18 protein-coding genes are annotated in these 17,885 nt (G+C 42.5%); 3 read left to right on the top strand and 15 right to left on the bottom strand.

Going from position 1 to position 17,885, the window contains the following annotated elements; genetic code table 11:
• Positions 1–493: 493 nt before the first annotated feature.
• Complete coding sequence (locus IGI71_RS03465; RefSeq protein WP_005225210.1) at positions 494–928, top strand: hypothetical protein; 435 nt, start codon at positions 494–496, stop codon at positions 926–928.
• 103 nt (positions 929–1,031) lie between these two features.
• Here the strand turns inward: IGI71_RS03465 and IGI71_RS03460 are convergent, their stop codons facing one another.
• Both IGI71_RS03460 and IGI71_RS03455 read right to left on the bottom strand, forming a co-directional pair.
• The gene (locus IGI71_RS03460; protein WP_428210937.1) at positions 1,032–3,503 is read right to left on the bottom strand and encodes a MucBP domain-containing protein; all 2,472 of its coding nucleotides are present in this window, start codon (positions 3,501–3,503) and stop codon (positions 1,032–1,034) included.
• A 395-nt stretch (positions 3,504–3,898) separates the two neighbouring features.
• Positions 3,899–4,372: a DUF1456 family protein gene (locus IGI71_RS03455; protein WP_010747557.1), complete on the bottom strand. Its 474-nt coding sequence runs from the start codon at positions 4,370–4,372 to the stop codon at positions 3,899–3,901.
• A 259-nt stretch (positions 4,373–4,631) separates the two neighbouring features.
• On the opposite strand from IGI71_RS03455, the gene IGI71_RS03450 reads away from it, so the two are divergent.
• Complete coding sequence (locus tag IGI71_RS03450; protein WP_005225207.1) at positions 4,632–5,081, top strand: DUF305 domain-containing protein; 450 nt, start codon at positions 4,632–4,634, stop codon at positions 5,079–5,081.
• Positions 5,082–5,213: 132 nt separating this feature from the next.
• On the opposite strand, the gene hisIE is transcribed toward IGI71_RS03450, so the two are convergent.
• The 8 genes from hisIE to hisG form a co-directional block, all read right to left on the bottom strand.
• Positions 5,214–5,846 (bottom strand): bifunctional phosphoribosyl-AMP cyclohydrolase/phosphoribosyl-ATP diphosphatase HisIE, encoded by a 633-nt coding sequence (gene hisIE, locus IGI71_RS03445; protein WP_430616178.1) that lies wholly within the window; start codon positions 5,844–5,846, stop codon positions 5,214–5,216.
• A gap of 38 nt (positions 5,847–5,884) precedes the next feature.
• Positions 5,885–6,643: an imidazole glycerol phosphate synthase subunit HisF gene (gene hisF / locus IGI71_RS03440; RefSeq protein WP_005225205.1), complete on the bottom strand. Its 759-nt coding sequence runs from the start codon at positions 6,641–6,643 to the stop codon at positions 5,885–5,887.
• Positions 6,640–7,359 (bottom strand): 1-(5-phosphoribosyl)-5-[(5-phosphoribosylamino)methylideneamino]imidazole-4-carboxamide isomerase, encoded by a 720-nt coding sequence (hisA, locus tag IGI71_RS03435; protein ID WP_015509107.1) that lies wholly within the window; start codon positions 7,357–7,359, stop codon positions 6,640–6,642. Before hisA ends, hisF begins: the two co-directional genes overlap by 4 nt.
• A complete protein-coding gene (gene hisH / locus IGI71_RS03430) occupies positions 7,356–7,979 on the bottom strand; it encodes an imidazole glycerol phosphate synthase subunit HisH (RefSeq protein WP_060792980.1) in 624 nt (207 codons plus the stop codon). The genes hisA and hisH overlap by 4 nt, the downstream gene beginning before the upstream one ends.
• A 65-nt stretch (positions 7,980–8,044) precedes the next feature.
• Positions 8,045–8,638, bottom strand: a complete 594-nt coding sequence (gene hisB, locus IGI71_RS03425) for an imidazoleglycerol-phosphate dehydratase HisB (RefSeq protein WP_142967586.1) — start codon at positions 8,636–8,638, stop codon at positions 8,045–8,047.
• Complete coding sequence (gene hisC, locus IGI71_RS03420; protein WP_428210936.1) at positions 8,635–9,693, bottom strand: histidinol-phosphate transaminase; 1,059 nt, start codon at positions 9,691–9,693, stop codon at positions 8,635–8,637. The genes hisB and hisC overlap by 4 nt, the downstream gene beginning before the upstream one ends.
• The gene (gene hisD, locus IGI71_RS03415) at positions 9,690–10,970 is read right to left on the bottom strand and encodes a histidinol dehydrogenase (RefSeq protein WP_081091763.1); all 1,281 of its coding nucleotides are present in this window, start codon (positions 10,968–10,970) and stop codon (positions 9,690–9,692) included. The genes hisC and hisD overlap by 4 nt, the downstream gene beginning before the upstream one ends.
• Positions 10,967–12,526, bottom strand: a complete 1,560-nt coding sequence (gene hisG, locus IGI71_RS03410) for an ATP phosphoribosyltransferase (RefSeq protein WP_430616177.1) — start codon at positions 12,524–12,526, stop codon at positions 10,967–10,969. The genes hisD and hisG overlap by 4 nt, the downstream gene beginning before the upstream one ends.
• 513 nt (positions 12,527–13,039) lie before the next feature.
• On the opposite strand from hisG, the gene IGI71_RS03405 reads away from it, so the two are divergent.
• Entirely contained in the window at positions 13,040–13,678 is a 639-nt protein-coding gene (locus tag IGI71_RS03405) for a CPBP family glutamic-type intramembrane protease (protein WP_015509102.1), read from the top strand.
• A 157-nt stretch (positions 13,679–13,835) separates the two neighbouring features.
• Here the strand turns inward: IGI71_RS03405 and IGI71_RS03400 are convergent, their stop codons facing one another.
• The 5 genes from IGI71_RS03400 to IGI71_RS03380 all read right to left on the bottom strand — a co-directional run bounded on the left by IGI71_RS03400 (position 13,836) and on the right by IGI71_RS03380 (position 17,700).
• The gene (locus tag IGI71_RS03400) at positions 13,836–14,000 is read right to left on the bottom strand and encodes a hypothetical protein (RefSeq protein WP_016610470.1); all 165 of its coding nucleotides are present in this window, start codon (positions 13,998–14,000) and stop codon (positions 13,836–13,838) included.
• A gap of 118 nt (positions 14,001–14,118) precedes the next feature.
• The gene (locus IGI71_RS03395) at positions 14,119–14,961 is read right to left on the bottom strand and encodes a Cof-type HAD-IIB family hydrolase (protein ID WP_430616176.1); all 843 of its coding nucleotides are present in this window, start codon (positions 14,959–14,961) and stop codon (positions 14,119–14,121) included.
• A gap of 239 nt (positions 14,962–15,200) precedes the next feature.
• On the bottom strand, positions 15,201–15,584 hold the full coding sequence (locus IGI71_RS03390; RefSeq protein WP_010747547.1) for a DUF7006 family protein: 384 nt from the start codon (positions 15,582–15,584) through the stop codon (positions 15,201–15,203).
• 578 nt (positions 15,585–16,162) lie between these two features.
• A complete protein-coding gene (locus IGI71_RS03385; protein WP_081116780.1) occupies positions 16,163–16,819 on the bottom strand; it encodes an HAD family hydrolase in 657 nt (218 codons plus the stop codon).
• 266 nt (positions 16,820–17,085) lie between these two features.
• Positions 17,086–17,700, bottom strand: a complete 615-nt coding sequence (locus IGI71_RS03380) for a hypothetical protein (protein ID WP_005225192.1) — start codon at positions 17,698–17,700, stop codon at positions 17,086–17,088.
• Positions 17,701–17,885 lie beyond the last annotated feature (185 nt).

The following is a 17,885-nucleotide window of genomic DNA, read 5'->3' as shown; positions in this document are numbered from 1 at the left end:
TCCTTTCACGATCTATTTTCATTCAGTGTGTATTCATTGACTACTTATTTCATTTTATAAGAAGCTGTCTCTGAAACTATCACCTTCTGAATCATTTAGGATAAGCAAAATCATGGCTACAACTACTTAGAACTACGAGTTACTACGTCTGGAGAACATTGCTCTTTCTAACAGCTAGTTTAAGACGACAAAACAGTCCAAAGCGCTATTTATCAAAAAATTATTTTATAATAATAAAAGTAAAAAACCGTATATTTTGCTACGATAATAAGAGAGTCGGTTTTTAGGAGTATTTACAATCGAAGAGTTAGGTAGCCTTTGAGCATTTCAACAATTCCAAAAGCTTTTACTTTCTATCAATTACGCTTATATAAAGTTGAAAATTAGTACAGTTATTTTTAAAGTATCTTCGCCATAATCAAGCTAACTTCTTACATTAATTAAAAAGAATGGGGGGACAGGTGTTCATGCTTCGCTGAATGAACTGAAATCAATGAAAATATCAAAAAAAATAGTATGGTCAAGTGTTGCTAGTATTCTCGTTCCAATTTTAATAAGTCTCGCTGTCTTTGTCTCCCCTAGTAATAAACCTGGGATCGTTGTCTCAAATGACTTTGGAAAGATCACAGTTCCGTTGCGAATAAGTAGAATCTATTTAACTCAAACAAACACTGTCTTCTATCAGCCTGAAATACGCTCAGCCAAAACAGTTCTGGAGGAGGCGAATTTATTAGGAGAAAGCACACTTTCGATAAAAATCGGTGAGGAAGAAAAAGAAATTGTTTCTTATATTGATGCCAATGTTAAGAACTTCTCTCTAGAACTAAACGTGGAAGACTATGACAAAACAACAGGAAAATTAGTCTTGACTATTGCCTATCGTGATGGCTTGAATGATGAATTCAAGAACGTAACATTCGAAAGATAACTGATAAAAACCTATATTCTCGCTCATATTTAAATAGGGTTAAACAAAGAGTATCCAGAAAACAATCAATTCTGGATACTCTTTCCTCTCTATTGAAAAGCTTTTAATTTTCAGTTTTTCTTTTTCGTCTCAAAATTACTACGAAAGAAAACAGAACAGTGATGACTCCCAAAAAGCCCATGATTCGTTGACCTGTAAGTTGTTCTCCTGTTGCAGGCAACTTATTTTTTGATTTGGTTTGTGTGTTTGTTTGCTTGCTGTTATTTCCTGAGCTATTCCCGTTCTCTTCGTCCGGCGTCTTGTTTTCTGATTCTGGTGTATCTTTTCCTGAATCTTCTCCCGGTTCATTCTCTTTATCAGCACTGTAAACATAAATAACTTCTTGGACGGCATCACTGAAGGTACCTTTTGCATTTTTAGGCGTCTTTGAAACCCGCCAGCCAGATATTTCTTTGGCGTTGCTTTCATAAGACAAGCCAACTTTTTCATTAAGGATCGTTGGTTCAGCTAATTGATTTCCTTCCATGTCTTCATATCTTACGATAACCAGTGCTGCATCACTACGTTCATAAACATAGGTAACTTCTTGCGCATTTTCACTATAAGTCCCATTAGCGTTAGTTGGCATTTGGGAAACGTACCAGCCTGGGATGGCTTTAGCTTTACTTGTATAAGGTAAACCTATTTTGCCACTCAATACCGTCGGTGCAGATAGTTGATTCCCTTCTGTATCTTCATACTTGACCGTCACTGGCGCTGCATCACTACGTTCATAGACATAAATGACTTCTTGTGCCGTTTCGCTAAATGTACCTGTAGCATTGCTTGGCGTTTGAGCTACAAACCAGCCTGGGATCGCTTTGGCTTCACTTTCATATGGCAACCCTATTTTGCCATTCATTACGGTTGGTGCTGCCAATTCATTGCCTTCTGTATCTTCATACTTCACAGTAACTGGCGCTGCATCACTACGCTCATAGACATAAACGACTTCTTGTACCGTTTCGCTGTAAGTCCCGTTAGCGTTAGTTGGTGTTTGAGAAACGTACCAGCCATTGATTGCTTTAGCTTCACTTGTATATGGCAGACCTATTTTGCCACTTAATACCGTCGGTGCAGATAGTTGATTCCCTTCTGTATCTTCATACTTGACAGTAACTGGCGCTGCATCGCTACGTTCATAGACATAAACGACTTCTTGCGCGACATCACTGAAGGTCCCTATCCTATCCCCTTGGATCTCTTTCAGTGTATAGCCTGAGATATCCTTTTCTTCCGTAGTAAAGGGGTCGCCTACATACCCTGATAAAGTGACATTTGGTGCAAGCGTCTGTCCGTTTTCGTCAAGATACTTGACCGTAACATCTTCTGCAGTATTCACATACTTCATAGGTACTTGATAATTCACTAAATATTGAATGGTACCTGTACTAGCAGCTCTCTCGGTGGATAAACGATTAGGAACCAGAGAAGTGATTGACAAATAGTCAACATTGGCGGGAATATTTTTAAATTGAATCCCTTCTTCAGTCAGTTCAAACCCATCATTTTCATATAAGGGAAAGATATAGCCATTTTTATCTATCCCCCGAATCGAATAAGAATACTTTTTGTTGGACAAAGAAGAGAGCAACGCATTTCCTTGGGTATCAACCATCATACGGTCTTTATAAAGAACATCAGATTGGCCATCTTTTACTAGCATTGGCTCTAATAGTATTTTCTCCTGAGTCATAATAGATAGTTGGGAATTTTGATGGTGTTCTGGAGATAGCTCTAACTTAGAAAAATCCGTCATGCTACTTGCATAGACCGTCAGATAATCTGTTACCCATCCACTAAGATATTGACCAACCCCAATTAATTCTTGGGCTGTCAAATAGGCATCATAATTTCCTATGTGGATATTTGAAAAAGATCCTTTTGGAAGAACGTGTGCTAGTACATTAGGACGGGTAAACAATGTTGCATTTTCCGCCATAGTGATTTGGGGAACATTCGTAGCAATAATAGACGTCGTGTATAACGCTTGCAAGTTGCTAGCGTATTCTAAACCAGTAAAATCGACTACTGTGTCTTTGACTAAAGAAGAAAAATCTAACTGTTTTAGATTCACCATATCTTCTTGAGAGATCGTATCAACTGTTTTGTTTAGCCCTTTCGCTACCTCATTTTGCAAATTCTTATCCGGCATCCAAGCGTCTAATGAAACGCTTCGATTAGAGAATGCCTCTTTCATTTCCGCTGATGATTCAGTTGCCGAGCTAGCTGTGTCTTTACTTGAATCAGGGAGGTTTTTTTCTGTACTTTCCGTCGAGCCACTTTTCTCATCATCATTAACCACTTCTTGCGATTCTGAGTTACTTGTGGTGTCACCGTTGATTTCTTCTTTTATACGAGAAGAATCGACTGTTTCAGTAGTCTCCTCCACTTTTTCTAATGTTCCTAATGTCGTGATTTCTTTGTTTGATGGAATGGTTTCCTGTTCCTCAGCCATAACTTGTGCCAAAGGTGCCAACACAGGCTGACTTAACAAGATCGCCAATGACAAATAGCCCCAAAATTTCCTTTTCATAACATTCTCCTTTTATATTCGTTTAAATACGATACGCTTTCCTATCTTTCACCTATCGACAAACTTCCCCTTCTGATGATGGTGACGACTTGTTAATTACAATCTTTAGACACAGGATACCCCTGTTCATTTTGATAGTATTACATGGTTCATCATTCTGAACACGTCAACATTTGTATCAGAAATGACCAAACTTGTCAGGTTTTAACAAACAGGTTATTCAAGCAAACAGATCGCTCACTTCACCTGCTCCTTCATGCTCCAAGCTTGGCCTCAGTTAGCGTTATAATCACTGATTTAAATTGTTTTTTTAAATTTACACACAAAAAAAGAGACACATAACATGCATCTCTTTGGGCGGCCCATTGTAAGTTCAGCCTATTATTGATTTTTTACTAGTTATCCCGATACTCGATCGTCAATCCTTTTAAAAAGTTGCGGGCATATTTGTCTAAACATGGTTTGTAATTGCGATGGCCTTCTTTTCGTAAAATGGCGCCTAATTCACCTTTTGAAACTTTAACTCCCGCTTGCTCGAAAATGTCCAGCATTTCATCTGTTGTTAGGGAAAGGGCGATTTTTATTTTCTTCAGCATCAAATTATTTACATTGCCATTGTTCAACTCTAGGACAGGTTCTGCAGCATCTGGCTTTGTTCCTCGTTGCGAGCGAATCAAACCATTTAAGAAACGCTCAAAGGCTTCATTGGTACACTCAATCTCGTAGGTCTCAGGATCTTTTTTCTTCAATAATTGTCTTACTTCTTCTTTTGTGAAAGAAGCGCCGCCAAGTTCAAAAATTTTCACCATGTCGGTATCCTTGATATCCAAAGCATAGCGTAAACGCGTCAAGCGATCATTGTGATTCATTCTATACACCATCCATTTCTTAGGTTGATTATAACAAATAAACCTAGACGAGTAATCCCGTTTTCGCTTTTTTACTCTAAGAACCCATTTGTTTTCGTTCAAATGTATATCGCTTCTCTCATTCTACTTCCTCCGCTATACTTGATTTAGGGAGTAAATTTATTCTAACAAAACAATAAACGAAAAAAAGCATCTGTTCCGATGATGTTTTGGATTGCTTTATTGTTTTTATTTTGTACACAAAAAGGAGAGGAAAGAAATGAAGAAATACGGGAAATTTTTGGTAATGATTGGGGTATCGACGGTGATTATGTTTTGTATGATGTATTTCAATGTCTACGCCCTCGATCATATCTTTTTCAGCCAAACCCGCCTATTTATGGCACTAATGATGGGCGCGATGATGGCGATCATCATGCTGTTATTTATGTGGAAGATGTATGACAACAAGAAAATGAATATCGGAATTTTAGTTGTCAGTGTTGTACTCTTTTTTGGTTCACTGTTTATGGTCAGAAGCCAAACCGCCGTGGGAGATACGGCCTGGATGAAAGCCATGATTCCCCATCATTCGATTGCGATTCTAACCAGTAAAAATGCCGATTTGTCTGATCCAAGAGTAAAAGAACTTGCAGAAAAAATCATTGACGCACAGGAAAAAGAAATCAAAGAAATGAAAGAATTGATCGAAGAGTTGGAAAACAAATAGCCAGTTTGTGTGCTCACTCAAAGTACCAGCAGATCAACTTTATCGCCACGGTTGCGAAGCCCTTCAAACAATGGCTGAAGGGCTTCTTTTTTTATCGTCAGTTGCTTTCTTTCTACTGAAAACCCCTGACCGTTATTGCATCCGTTCTTGTTTGACTTTCTTATCCACAACATGACGCTTGGCAAGCTCTTGGCGAATAGCCGCTAAATCAATCCCCATTTCTGCCATTAAAACCAATGTATGATACGCCAAATCAGCAATCTCATAAACGGTTTCTTGGCGGTCTTCCTTCATCGCCCCAATCACGACCTCGGTTGCTTCCTCGCCGATTTTTTTTAAGATTTTCTCACTGCCTTTTTCAAACAAGTAGCTGGTATAGCTGCCTTCTTGCGGCGTATCTTTACAACCTTTTATCAGCTCATACAACGCATCGATGGTCGGAGAGGATTCTGTACCATAAAGCACCTCTGTAAAGCAGCTTTCTGTGCCTGTATGGCAAGCAGGTCCGTCTTTTTTTACTTTGGCGACTAAAGCATCTTGATCGCAATCTGCGGTCAATGATACTAAATGCTGGTAATTGCCGCTGGTTTCTCCTTTGCGCCACAATTCTTGGCGACTGCGGGAATAAAAGGTCATCAATCGGTCTTTCAAGGTCAAGGTCAAACTTTCTTGGTTCATATAAGCCAAGGTCAAAACTTCATTCGTTTCCACATCCTGCACGATCACTGGAACCAATCCTTGTTCATCAAATCGTACTTGCACCATGTTATCCACTCCTTCTATTGCCTATCAAAACGCCAACGCTATACGATTCGTACGGGAATATCGACGGCCTGTAATTGTTTTTTCAGTTCTGGGATTTTTACCTCGCCATAGTGAAAAATCGAGGCCGCCAACCCTGCTTCAATATTTGGCAATTGAAACAGCTCGATAAAATCGGCACTTTTGCCAGCACCACCCGATGCGACGATCGGTAATTTGGTGATTTCGCTGACAGCTTTCAGCAAGTCTAAATCAAACCCCTGCTTCACGCCATCGGTATCCATGCTGTTGATGACTAGTTCACCAGCACCTAACTGCTCAGCTTGGCGAATCCACGCCAATGCTTCTAAGCCTGTATCTTCCCGTCCGCCTTTGGCAAACACATGCCAGTTCTCACCGACACGGCGAACATCAACGGATAAAACAACGCACTGGCTGCCATAGCGTTTCGCGCCTTCTGCAATCAACTCTGGTCTGCGAAGTGCCCCCGAATTGACGCTGACTTTGTCGGCGCCACAGTTTAAGACTCGTTCAAAATCTGCTACTTGATTGATGCCACCGCCCACCGTCAAAGGAATAAACACTTCTGACGCCACGCGCTGCAAAATGTCCGTGAATAAGCCGCGTTCTTCTGCAGAAGCAGTAATGTCATAAAAAACCAGCTCATCGGCGCCTTGTTCATTGTAAAAGCGCGCCAAAGTCACTGGATCATTGACATCTTTTAAGCCAGCAAAATTGACCCCTTTCACGACTCGCCCATCTCGCACATCAAGGCAAGGAATGATTCGTTTGGCGATCATGCTTCTGCCTCCCCTGCTGCTAAGACATCCGCCAATTGGAGACTGCCGTTATATAAGGATTTCCCAACGATCACGCCAGAGATGCCCAACTGTTTTAATCCTTTAATATCTGCCAATGAAGCCACGCCGCCAGAAGCCACGATGTCGCAATCCAATTGATTGAGTTTTTCGTATAGCGGCAGATTGATGCCTTCTCCTGTACCGTCACGTGAGATTTCGGTAAAGATGATCGTTTGCGCGCCCCATTCCACCAATTGTTGGCAAAAAGTAAACGCGTCTGTTGCCGTTTTCTCGAGCCAGCCTTCCACGGCCACTTTTTCTTCCTTGGCATCGACCCCAATCGCGATCTTATTGCCGTATTTCTTAAGCATCGCTTTTGTGAATGCTGGGTCTTTCTGGGCAATCGTGCCGAGGATCACCCGATGAACGCCTGCTGCCAAACAATGCTGGATCGTTTCTTCCTCACGAATCCCGCCGCCAACTTCGACAAACAGATTGGTTTGCTGGACGATTTTTTTTGCGACATCAAAGTAATGGAGTTTGCCAGCTTTGGCACCATCTAAGTCGACGAGGTGCAGATAGTTGGCACCTTCTTCTTCAAATGAACGAGCAAATGCCACTGGATCATCCCCAAACACTTCTTTTTGCTCATAGTCTCCTTGGTACAAACGGACCACTTTTTGATCTAACAGATCAATTGCTGGAAAAATTTTCATAGCGGCACCTCCGTAAATGCTTTTAAAATCTTCAACCCGACAGCCCCACTTTTTTCTGGGTGGAACTGAGTACCGAAGACATTGTCTTTTTGCACGATACCGGGAATTGCTAGACCATAGTCACTGTCTGCTATGACATACTCTTGGCAATCAGTAGCAAAATAACTGTGGACATAGTAGACAAAGTCTTGTTCCCCTAGCCCGCTGACTAGAGGACTTTCCTTTCTGACAGTCAGCCGATTCCAACCAATCTGCGGCACTTTCAGATTCAGTTTGGCTTCTTCAAAGGCGCTTTGCATGGAAACGATCCGTCCTGGAATCAAACCGAGCCCCGCATGTGTGCCAAACTCCTCACTACTATCAAACAACAGCTGCATCCCTAAACAAATGCCTAAAAAGGGTTTGCCAGCTGCTGCCAATTCTTGGATCGGTTCGATCAGCGACAACTCTGCCAACTTTTGGCGGGCATCGCCAAAAGCGCCTACGCCAGGTAAAAGAATGCGGTCGGCAGCTTTTAATTCTGCTAGTGAACGCGTGATTTGGCAGTCAACACCCAAATAATCCAGCGAACGAGACAAGCTGAACAAATTGCCGACCCCATAGTCGATGATTGCTAACATAATACGCCCCTTTCCTTATCTCATCCATCTGTGTGGAAGATACGTAATCATTTTTCCCTCATGAATCACTGGATCGTCCCTTTGGTTGAAGGGATCTCATCTGGGGCTGCTTGATTGATCGCTACTGCTTCACCTAAGGCACGCCCAAAGCCTTTAAAACAAGTTTCCACAATGTGGTGGCTGTTTTTCCCAGCGATTTGATGGAGATGGATCGTAGCACCTAATTCACGGGCAAAAGCAATGAAAAATTCTTCAACCAATTCTGTATCAAACTGCTGCCCGATTTTTTCGCTCGGTATCGCCAACTCTACGACTGCCATGCCACGACCGCTAATATCGATCGCTGTCATGACTAAGGCTTCGTCCATCGGCAGCAGCATACTGCCATAGCGTTTGATGCCTCGTCGCTCCCCAAGACTTTCTGAAAACGCTCGGCCAATGGCGATGGCTACGTCTTCTGTTGTGTGATGGGCATCTACTTCTGTATCACCATCACAGACCAACGTCAAATCAAAGCGACCGTGGCGGACAAATAATTCCAGCATGTGGTCTAAAAACCCCACACCAGTCTTGATTGATTGCTGACCAGTACCATCGATCGTCAACTGCAGGTGGATCTTGGTTTCAGTCGTATTGCGGGTAACTTCTGCTTTTCTCATTCCTTCACCTCTTCTATGATCGTTGTTAACACCGTCATCAATCGTTCCATCTGGGCCCTCGTTCCTACCGTGATCCGTAAATACTCTTTGATGCGGGGCTGATTAAACCAGCGGACGAAGATTTTCTGCTCTTTCAGTGCCTGATACAACTCTTCACCAGCAATCGCAGGGTGCCTTGCAAACAAAAAATTTCCTTGGCTGTCGGTCTGCTCAAAGCCGAGTTTCGCTAGGGCTTGCTTGCTCCACTCACGCACGTGGATCGTTGCTTGGATCTTCTCATCGACATACGCTTGTTCTTGCAAAACGGCTGCACCAGCGGCTTGGGTCAAACTATTGACATTGTAAGGATTCAAGCTAAATTTCAACCGATTCAAGTCTTGGATCAGTCCTTCATTGGCAACCGCAAAGCCTAGGCGTGCCCCTGCCAGCTGCCGAGATTTCGAAAACGTCCCCACGACCAAGAGATTTGGGTATTGATCGATCAAAGAAACCATTGAAGAGCCGCCAAAATCGATATAGGCCTCATCGACAATCACTAAGCGATCGGGATGCCGTTTTAGAAAGGCACAAATTTCGCTTTGTTCTTGATAAACCCCAGTCGGCGCATTGGGATTGGCAAAAATAACGGTCCCTTTGAGCGAATCGTAGTCCGTTAACGCAATCGAGAAATCTTCTTGCAGCGGAACAACGGTGGCAGCGACTCGGTACAAGGCACCATACACTTGATAAAACCCATAGGTCACATCGGGAAAGGCGATGCCGTTTTCCGTGAAGCCTTGAAAGAGATAGGACAAGACTTCGTCACTGCCATTACCGAGAAACAGCTGGGCTGGTTTAACGCCAAGATAGGCAGCCAGAGGGGTTGTCACCACTTCAGCAGCAATATCCGAGTAACGATTCAGCTTGTGGGCGGCATCGGCAACCGCCGCTTGAACACTTGGCGCTGGCGGATAAGGACTTTCATTGGTGTTCAGTTTAATAACGGCTTGCTCGTCTACTTGTTCCCCTGGTGTATAAGGAGTCAGCTTGTGATACTTTTGATGTAAAAAGGTCATTTTTCTCCCTCTCTTCGTACATTGATCGAACGGGCATGGCCGATCAAGTCTTCGGTTTCTGCGAACAACGCTACGGCTGGACCAGCCGCCTTCATGGCTGCTTCTGGGTAATACAAGTAGCTGCTTTTCTTAATAAAATCATCCACTGATAACGGCGAGTAAAAACGGGCGGTCCCTTCTGTTGGTAGGGTATGATTTGGTCCAGCAAAATAATCTCCCAGCACTTCTGGTGTATGATGTCCTAAAAAAACACTACCCGCATTTTCTACTTGTCCCAACAAAGCAAAAGGATCTGCCACTGCTAATTCAAGGTGTTCTGGGGCGATTTGATTGGCAATGGTAAGTGCTTCAGTCAAATCATTGACCAGAATCAGCTTTCCGCTAGATTCAAGCGCTGCAGCAGCAATGTCTTTGCGGGGCAGTTGCTTCAGTTGCAAGTCAAGCTCTACTTGGACTTGTTCAATCAAGGCTGCTTCTGTTGTGACTAAGATGGCTTGCGCTAAGATATCATGCTCGGCTTGTGCCAAAAGATCCGCTGCCAGCCAGCGCGGATTTGCGCTGGCATCGGCGATGATCAGCACATCGCTGGGCCCTGCGATCATATCGATATCAACTTCGCCGTACACCATTTTTTTCGCTGTGGCGACATAAATATTTCCTGGTCCCACGATTTTGTCGACTTTGGGAATCGTTTCTGTCCCATAAGCCAATGCCGCTACGCCATGGGCACCACCGACTTTGTAGATTTCATCCACTCCAGCAACGGAAGCTGCCGCTAAGATAGCAGCTGGAACTTTTCCTTGGCTGTCCGTCGGTGTGATCATAACGATTTTTTTGACCCCGGCGATTTTTGCGGGCAGGACATCCATCAAAACCGTACTAGGATAAGCTGCTGTTCCGCCAGGAACGTAGACCCCGACTTTTGCTAGTGGCAAGACCCGCTGTCCCATCACAACGCCATTTTCCTTCGTCAAGACAAAGCCTTGCTGGACTTGCTTTTGATGAAATGCCAAAATGTTTTCCTTCGCCTGTTCCATCACCTCAAGCAGCTCAGGGGAGACGGCTTGGACAGCCGTTTCAACCTCCTCAAGACTGACGGTTAAGGAAGACAAGGTCACTTGATCGATTTCTTCAATTAATTGAAACAACGCCTGATCTCCTTGCTGCTGAACACGGGCAATGATTTGGGCGACAATGGTTGAAACATCCTTCGTTTCCGACTGTTTCCTTGCCACAATCGTTTCGATCGTATCTTTTTGGGTCGAAAAAATTCTCATAATTGCTCCCTCACCTTCTCAATCACTGTTTGAATGCGTTCTTGCTTGAAACGCCACGTGGCGTGGTTGATCACTAAACGCGCTGAAGACGGCGCGATGTCTTGGATCACTTCTAAATCATTTTCTTTTAGTGTCGTCCCCGTTTCGACGATGTCAACGATCACATCGGATAGACCTAACAAAGGAGCCAATTCAATGGATCCATGCAGTTGGATCAATTCCACCGAGCGACCTAACCCTTGATAAAACTGACGGGTGATCTGCGGATATTTTGTGGAGACCCGCAGCGGGCGGGAGAAATCTTCCTCGAAATCCGTACGCGCCGCTACTGCCAAACGGCAGACCCCCATATGCAAATCAAGAAATTCGATGACTTCTGCCTTGCTTTCCATTAAAATATCTTTGCCTACGACACCGATATCCGCCACTCCGTGCTCCACATAGATCGCCACATCGCTAGGCTTGACTAAGAAAAAGCGCAGCTTGTTTTCTTCATCACAAAAAATTAGTTGGCGATTGTCTTTGAAGACGCCTTGCGCAGCGACTCCAGCTTTCGTGAATAAATCGTAGACGGCATCCCCCATGCGGCCTTTAGGTAGCGCAATGTTCAAATAGCCTGAACTTTCGTTGTCAGTCGGCACCTTTTGCCCTACATGGTTGAGCTTCATACCAAACCCGATCGCCCCTTGCTCTTTGCCTTGCCGACTCATCAAGCGATCATAACGGCCGCCATATAAAATCGTCTCTCTTGCTTCTTCGATGAATCCTTGAAACAGCAAGCCACTGTAATAATCGGCATCATTTAAAATTGAAAAATCCAGCCTTATCCGAATGGAAGCTGACAGTTGTTCTTTTTGCAATGCTTGATACAGTTGTTTTAGTTCTGCTAAACCAGCTTGTGCTTGGGGATACTCTGCCAGCAGCTCTTTGGCCTTTTGATACTTGGTTTCAAAATCACCTGACAAACGTACCAGTTTCGCCAATTTTTCAGCTTCTGTTGCTGACAAGCCAGCTTTTTCAGTCAGTGCATCCATGCCATGGGAACTCTTGTCCCGCAGGCAGTGCAGTACCTTTTGTCGATCCGCTTCGGGGAAGCGTTGGCAGATGCCATCCAAAATCCCCATATGAGACAGATCCAAGGTCCCTTTTCCCACCTGAGCCAAACTTTCCCAAGCCAGTTTTACAACCTCCAGTTGATCTTCCCATGTGATTTGGTCAATGAGCTCCAAACCGATTTGATCGATCTTTTGGTATTCCCCTGCTTGACGATCCTGTCGATAGACATCCTCCACATAATACACTCTGCGCGCTTCTCCAGAAGGTGTATTTTTGGCAATCGACAAGGTGACATCGGGTTTTAGCGCCATCGTCCTGCCATCCGTGCCTGTAAACGTGATGATGGAAGAACCACGCAAGAACTGATCATTTTGCTGATAGTTGCGATACTCTTCAAAATTGTTCGAGTGATAAGGTGAAAAATGATACTGCGTATACAATTTTCTTAATTTCAGTTCGACTTGTTCGGCTGGTTTTAATACATTCCATAACTCTTCCACACTTATCACTCCTATTTCATGCCACCGATTCGGCTTTCTCACTGTTAAAGGCTCGCTTTATCATCGATTCACCATCAGTTTTTCTAATAATACTAATGGTTTTGCCATAAATAAGCAATGGTATTTTTCGAAATATTCTGGAATTTTTAGTCGATTTCAAGAGAACATAGCGATGTCGTTTCTTTGTTGACGATTATTCCATCGAATCTGGAAGTCAGTTTTCCTTTCTTAATGAAGTAACTTAGTACTTGTGCATCCTCCATCACTTAGTTGCTCAACCATAAAAAAGTCCGAAATATACGACCATCTTGTTTCAGAAACTCGTTATCGATTACTCTATCTTTTGTACCCTACAAAGAATTGGCGCAAATGAAGCGATGATATGAAAATCACCCAAAACGTTCATTGTTGTACTTATCGCTTATATTACGGCACAAAAAGCACACAGCAGAAGAATCAGAGAAAACAGCTAAATAGTACATGCTCTATAGCTTAATAAGGAGAGAAAAGTAAATGAACAAACTTATAGGAAAACAAATCTCATGGAACCACGCTTTACTAGGAACAGTCCTCGCAGGTATCGGTTTGGTCGGTCTTTTGTATGCCCCTGCCATCGTCAGCATCTTCTCATTGTCGATTGCCAGCTATTGGGCATTACGGCTAGTTTACGGTAAAGAAGCAGTCAAGCAGCTCTTTGGGAAACCCATCGCGCCAGTGAAGACGATCAGCAAGTATTTTCTTTTAAACATCCTGATCAGCTTCCTCGTTTCTCTCGTTTTGCAATACGGACTAAAGTGGGATCTTCATGGAAATCCAGTGAACGAAGGCTTTCAATGGTTGACTCTGCTCGTTATTCCAATCATGTTACTTGGAGAAGAACTCTTTTCCATCTTCTTTTTAGCGATTTTTTCTAGTAAATGTACCTTGCCAGTTGCCAGCATCCTTTCCGCGATCATCTTTGGCTTGGTTCATTACAGCACTTATGATAACGGCAATGTTTTCCATACCTTGGTCCATATTCTTTTCATTCAAGGGGTGGCGCGCTTGCTATTTAACCAAGCTGCCATCAAGAGCAACTCGATCCTGACTAGTTGGGGCACACATGTCTTGTTCGACCTGTTTGCTATTTTAGTGGCTTATCTGACTGCTTGAGAAAAACGAAAAAGACTGATTCAATTGAAATCAGTCTTTTTTGATACAACAACTAGTTACCTGAGTATCCCTCCCTGAAAAGAAGCATTGATCGCTTTTGTGCCTTTCACGAGGTTGGGTGTTTGTTCTATTCGCTGTGTTTCATAAGAAAATGTCCTTACTTTTTAAAGGGATCCTCTTTTACTTTCTCACAAATTTCTGCTTCACTGTACACCTTCATCAGCCGCTTGACTTCGCCTTCGATATTAAAACGCAAGGCTTCTGTCGCCTTCAGGTTTTTCAATGCTTGTTCAAGATAACAAAGAAAAGTCGTTTCCTTCATTTTAACTCAGCCTCCTTGTCAATCGTTGGTTTTACAGGTCACTTTAACAACGTCGCGCAACTCCTGATCAATCTCTCTAGAAAGCAGAAGGATTGTGCAGACGTTTGCTTCTTAGTGGTTACACCAGACCGTACTTTTGGAGTGCTTGCGCAATCCCGCCGTCTTCTGGTCGAGCCGTCACCTCGTCAGCTACTGCCAATAGCTGTTCACAGGCATTGCCCATCGCAATTCCCGTCGCAACAGCTTCAAACATTTCGACATCATTATGGCCGTCACCAAACGCCAAGGTATCTTTGTTATCGATCCCTAGATGGTTCAAGAGAAAATCGATGGCTGTTTTCTTGTGGATATTCTTGATGCCGATCTCGCCACTGTCCTTGCCAAAAACAGGTACCGTACTGCGAATCATTTGGAATTGTTCGTGGTATTGGTCATGGACCTGTTCATAAGGAATGGAATGATTGATGAAGGAAACTTTGTTCACGTCATCGTAATCGATTTTCGCTTCGTCCTCGATCAATAAATCAAGGAACCACTGAATAGTTTGAACACGTTGTTTTCCTGCTTCACTTTCAACAGGCTCACCTGCTAAGACGATCTCAATCAACCGATTTCGTAAATTGGTACTTGCAAATAATCCTTGATTCGATTCCAAGTAATACTCGATTTGGTTTGCTTTTAAGAAATCGATCAGTCTTAATAAGGCTTCCTTTTCAAAAACTTTGTGCAAAATCACCTCATCGTGCACCTCGCAATAACCGCCTCCAGCACCAATCATTCCACTTAAAGGCAGTGCCAGTACATCTTCTGTGATTTCGGCTTTTGAACGACCCGTACACAAGAAAAACTCATGCCCCTTCTTATGTGCCGCTGTGATCGCTTGGCGAGCACTTTCTGGTACGTTTCCCGCATCATCGCACAATGTTCCATCTACATCTAAAAAGATAATTTTCTTCGTCATTTCATTCCCTCTTTCCTAACCCAATCAATAAAGCGCTCACATGAACATATTTGCTGAATCCAAGATGTCACCATCAGCCGCTTGCTATTAGTATAACAAATCACAAGATAACCTCGCTAGACTATTTTACTGACTCATACATAAACACGCTCTCGTTTTTTCTCGATGCCCTTTATCCTTGATGATCGTCAAATGGCTTTCATTTGATCACTTTTAAGGTGACTTATCCTTTGCGTAGCTTACTCTTCACTTAAATAAATCAATCCCCATTTAGGTAGTTGGTTAGTTGCATGACCCGTAAGCTCGCGATAATAGTACCGTTTGTCATGCTTGATCATACTGATAATTTCCTCTTCCTTCATCCCCAGCTCTTGACATAGGTCAGTTTTGGTATTGGTCACAAGTTCCAGTAGAATTTGGATCTGTGCGTCCACAGCCAGAAGCGCTCGAAAGGTATCAAATAAGTTCTTTGTTCGATCATAGTAAATGTCTTCGAAGTCAACACAAAGTTCCTGATAATAAGTAAAAAGTTTCGGATAGGCTGTCAGTACCCCAGCGCTTAACAATACTTCCTTTGAATAAGACAGATAATCCTTCGGGTCATTTATTTTTTCTGATAACACAGAATCACTCCTTTCCATCCATGGCTTTTCTTCAATGATAGCATTGATCCCTCGTTTGATCGTAATGATTTCCTTCTTCGTTAATCGCCCCTACATCCCTTCACATAAAACAAAGGCTTTATCTTCTAGTATTTCAAATCACATGAAATCCTTGGGTGGCATCCCGTTCTGCGCTCACCTCCAATGCATGATCTAAGGAAATCAGTTACTCTCATTATAGTTTTTTGTTGCTCCAAGCTTATAATTCCTTTTTGCTCTAGCAGAGGAATAAGAGAGAAAAATCCAGCGTACCCGCATTGCTTTATCTAAGAAGAAAGATCAAAAGGAATTTATTTGCAGTGATTTTCCGATGATTACGCGATCAACCAAAAGAACGAATGGAAATGAATACCTTTATTCAATGCTGTGGCGCCTTCATTCTCACGACAGCACAAAAAACCAATGATCGCTGGTTTCGATCATTGGTCAAAGTTCTCAAATTGCATGTTGTAAAAGGACGATCTGTCCTTTCTTTTTGGATCATGCCAAGATATAAGCGAGGCTAAAACGTCCTCTTACACTGTGAGCACAAAAAAGGATCATGCATATAGAAAATCTAAAATCTCACGTGGCGCATCTACCAAAGCATCTGGGTTTTCTTCAGAAAGCTTTTTCGGATCGTGGCTGCCCCACGTAACGGCGATCGTTTTGACACCCGCGGCTTTTCCCATTTGGATATCAAAAATAGCATCTCCTATCATGATCGTCTTTGTCGGGTCAAATTGATAGTGTGACACGACTTTGTTGATTCCTTCGGGATGAGGTTTGTAGTGGGTCACCGCATCAGAGCCGATGATTTCTTCAAAGAACGCCACAAGGTCCTGAGCAGCTAAGTTTCGTTTGACGACCGCTGTCTTCTTACTTGAAACGACGAAACAAGGTACCTTTCGTTTATTTAAGATTTCTAAGACATGGGGAATTTCTGGAAATACTTTCAAGGTACTTTCTTCATAGGTTTGGTAATAGGCTCGGAAAATCCGAATCAATTCCGCTGCGGTTTCTTGATCTAATGGCTGTTCAGACATTTTAAAAAATGATTCTTCGATCGGTATTCCCATATAATGTTCAATGACTACTTCACTGGGTACTTTGAGTCCCATCTCTTTAAAAGCTGCTTTTGTCGCCTTCACACTACATTCTTTTGAATCCAATAAAGTTCCATCCAAATCAAATAGCACACATTCAACCTGCTTCACGATATTTCCTCCTCCAAAAGGTATTCCATCAATTTTCTACAAATGCTTTTTTCATTTACGCAGTATTTCTTTCCATTACTGATTATCTCTATTTTATCACTAAAAAAAAGCATTATCATATTTTTCCATAACCTTCTTCATTTATTGCTAATATACTTATATAAAAAAACGACTCGCTTTGAAAACAGAGTCGTTTCTACAAGATAGGCAAATTTACCTGAAGGCCTATTTGTCAGGCATAAAAGTTAAACCCATTTTCAGCTTTTTTACTGCAAGATATATCCTTTGCCCCAAGCGGTACGGACGCGTTTTTCAGTATAGTCGTATTCATCTAATTTCTCATTGATTCGTTTCGCCAAAATCGATAGCTGCGATTTTCGGGAATTCGTGCCGCCGTTGCCCCAAATTTTCCAGCAAAGGTCCTCTCGGTTGATAAATTGCTCTTCTGCTAGATTATTGAAAAAGATCTGTTCTTGCAGACTAAGAAATTTAGGGAACGATTCCTTCGTTACTGATGCCTTTTCTAACTTGCGAGTATTTGGTGGCAAAGCCGCCAAAAATTCTCTCAACTCGACAAATGACCGATTAAGATAGGTCGCATTTTCCGCTTTTTCCAGTATCATTTCTTGTTCGTCATTCCCTGGCAAGATTCGAACGATCCGCTGTTGATAATAAGGAGCCAATGTCTGATTGAGCAATAAAAATTCTGGATCAGCAATTGTTTCACTGACAAATAAACAGTCAAATAACTTGGCACTTTCTATCAACCATTCCTCCTCTTCGGTACTTCTGCCCACGAACACTTCATGGCTCAAAATCTGCAGCTCCCGCTGCAAATCAATCTCATATGATATGTTTTTCGTCAATATGATAATTCTCATGACACACCCTACTTTCCTTTCTTATTTATTCAGAAATGAGTTGGAAATGATTTCTGAATACTTTATGTTGACATTATTACTTATTTTTATCAGCTTGAGGTGTCATTTTTTGTTCATAAATGGTGATCTGGTGTCATGTTTTAAAAAATAGATTGACTTTCATTTCATGGTTCATACTCTTCGAT

This window comes from Enterococcus sp. DIV1279b (genome assembly GCF_050531515.1).
Lineage (GTDB): Bacteria > Bacillota > Bacilli > Lactobacillales > Enterococcaceae > Enterococcus_D > Enterococcus_D casseliflavus.
The sequence above is the reverse complement of the archived record's forward strand: the minus strand, read 5'-3'. Positions and strand labels throughout refer to the sequence as shown.

Coding starts and splice junctions, on each gene's coding strand:
- IGI71_RS03395 (WP_430616176.1), bottom strand. CDS start 14,961: ATGACGAAGAAAATTATCTTTTTAGATGTAGATGGAACATTGTGCGAT.
- hisA (WP_015509107.1), bottom strand. CDS start 7,359: ATGAAAATTTTTCCAGCAATTGATCTGTTAGATCAAAAAGTGGTCCGT.
- hisIE (WP_430616178.1), bottom strand. CDS start 5,846: ATGGTGCAAGTACGATTTGATGAACAAGGATTGGTTCCAGTGATCGTG.
- hisB (WP_142967586.1), bottom strand. CDS start 8,638: ATGAGAAAAGCAGAAGTTACCCGCAATACGACTGAAACCAAGATCCAC.
- IGI71_RS03465 (WP_005225210.1), top strand. CDS start 494: ATGAAAATATCAAAAAAAATAGTATGGTCAAGTGTTGCTAGTATTCTC.
- IGI71_RS03450 (WP_005225207.1), top strand. CDS start 4,632: ATGAAGAAATACGGGAAATTTTTGGTAATGATTGGGGTATCGACGGTG.
- IGI71_RS03405 (WP_015509102.1), top strand. CDS start 13,040: ATGAACAAACTTATAGGAAAACAAATCTCATGGAACCACGCTTTACTA.
- hisC (WP_428210936.1), bottom strand. CDS start 9,693: ATGACCTTTTTACATCAAAAGTATCACAAGCTGACTCCTTATACACCA.
- IGI71_RS03380 (WP_005225192.1), bottom strand. CDS start 17,700: ATGAGAATTATCATATTGACGAAAAACATATCATATGAGATTGATTTG.
- hisD (WP_081091763.1), bottom strand. CDS start 10,970: ATGAGAATTTTTTCGACCCAAAAAGATACGATCGAAACGATTGTGGCA.
- IGI71_RS03400 (WP_016610470.1), bottom strand. CDS start 14,000: ATGAAGGAAACGACTTTTCTTTGTTATCTTGAACAAGCATTGAAAAAC.
- IGI71_RS03455 (WP_010747557.1), bottom strand. CDS start 4,372: ATGAATCACAATGATCGCTTGACGCGTTTACGCTATGCTTTGGATATC.
- hisF (WP_005225205.1), bottom strand. CDS start 6,643: ATGATCGCCAAACGAATCATTCCTTGCCTTGATGTGCGAGATGGGCGA.
- hisH (WP_060792980.1), bottom strand. CDS start 7,979: ATGTTAGCAATCATCGACTATGGGGTCGGCAATTTGTTCAGCTTGTCT.
- IGI71_RS03460 (WP_428210937.1), bottom strand. CDS start 3,503: ATGAAAAGGAAATTTTGGGGCTATTTGTCATTGGCGATCTTGTTAAGT.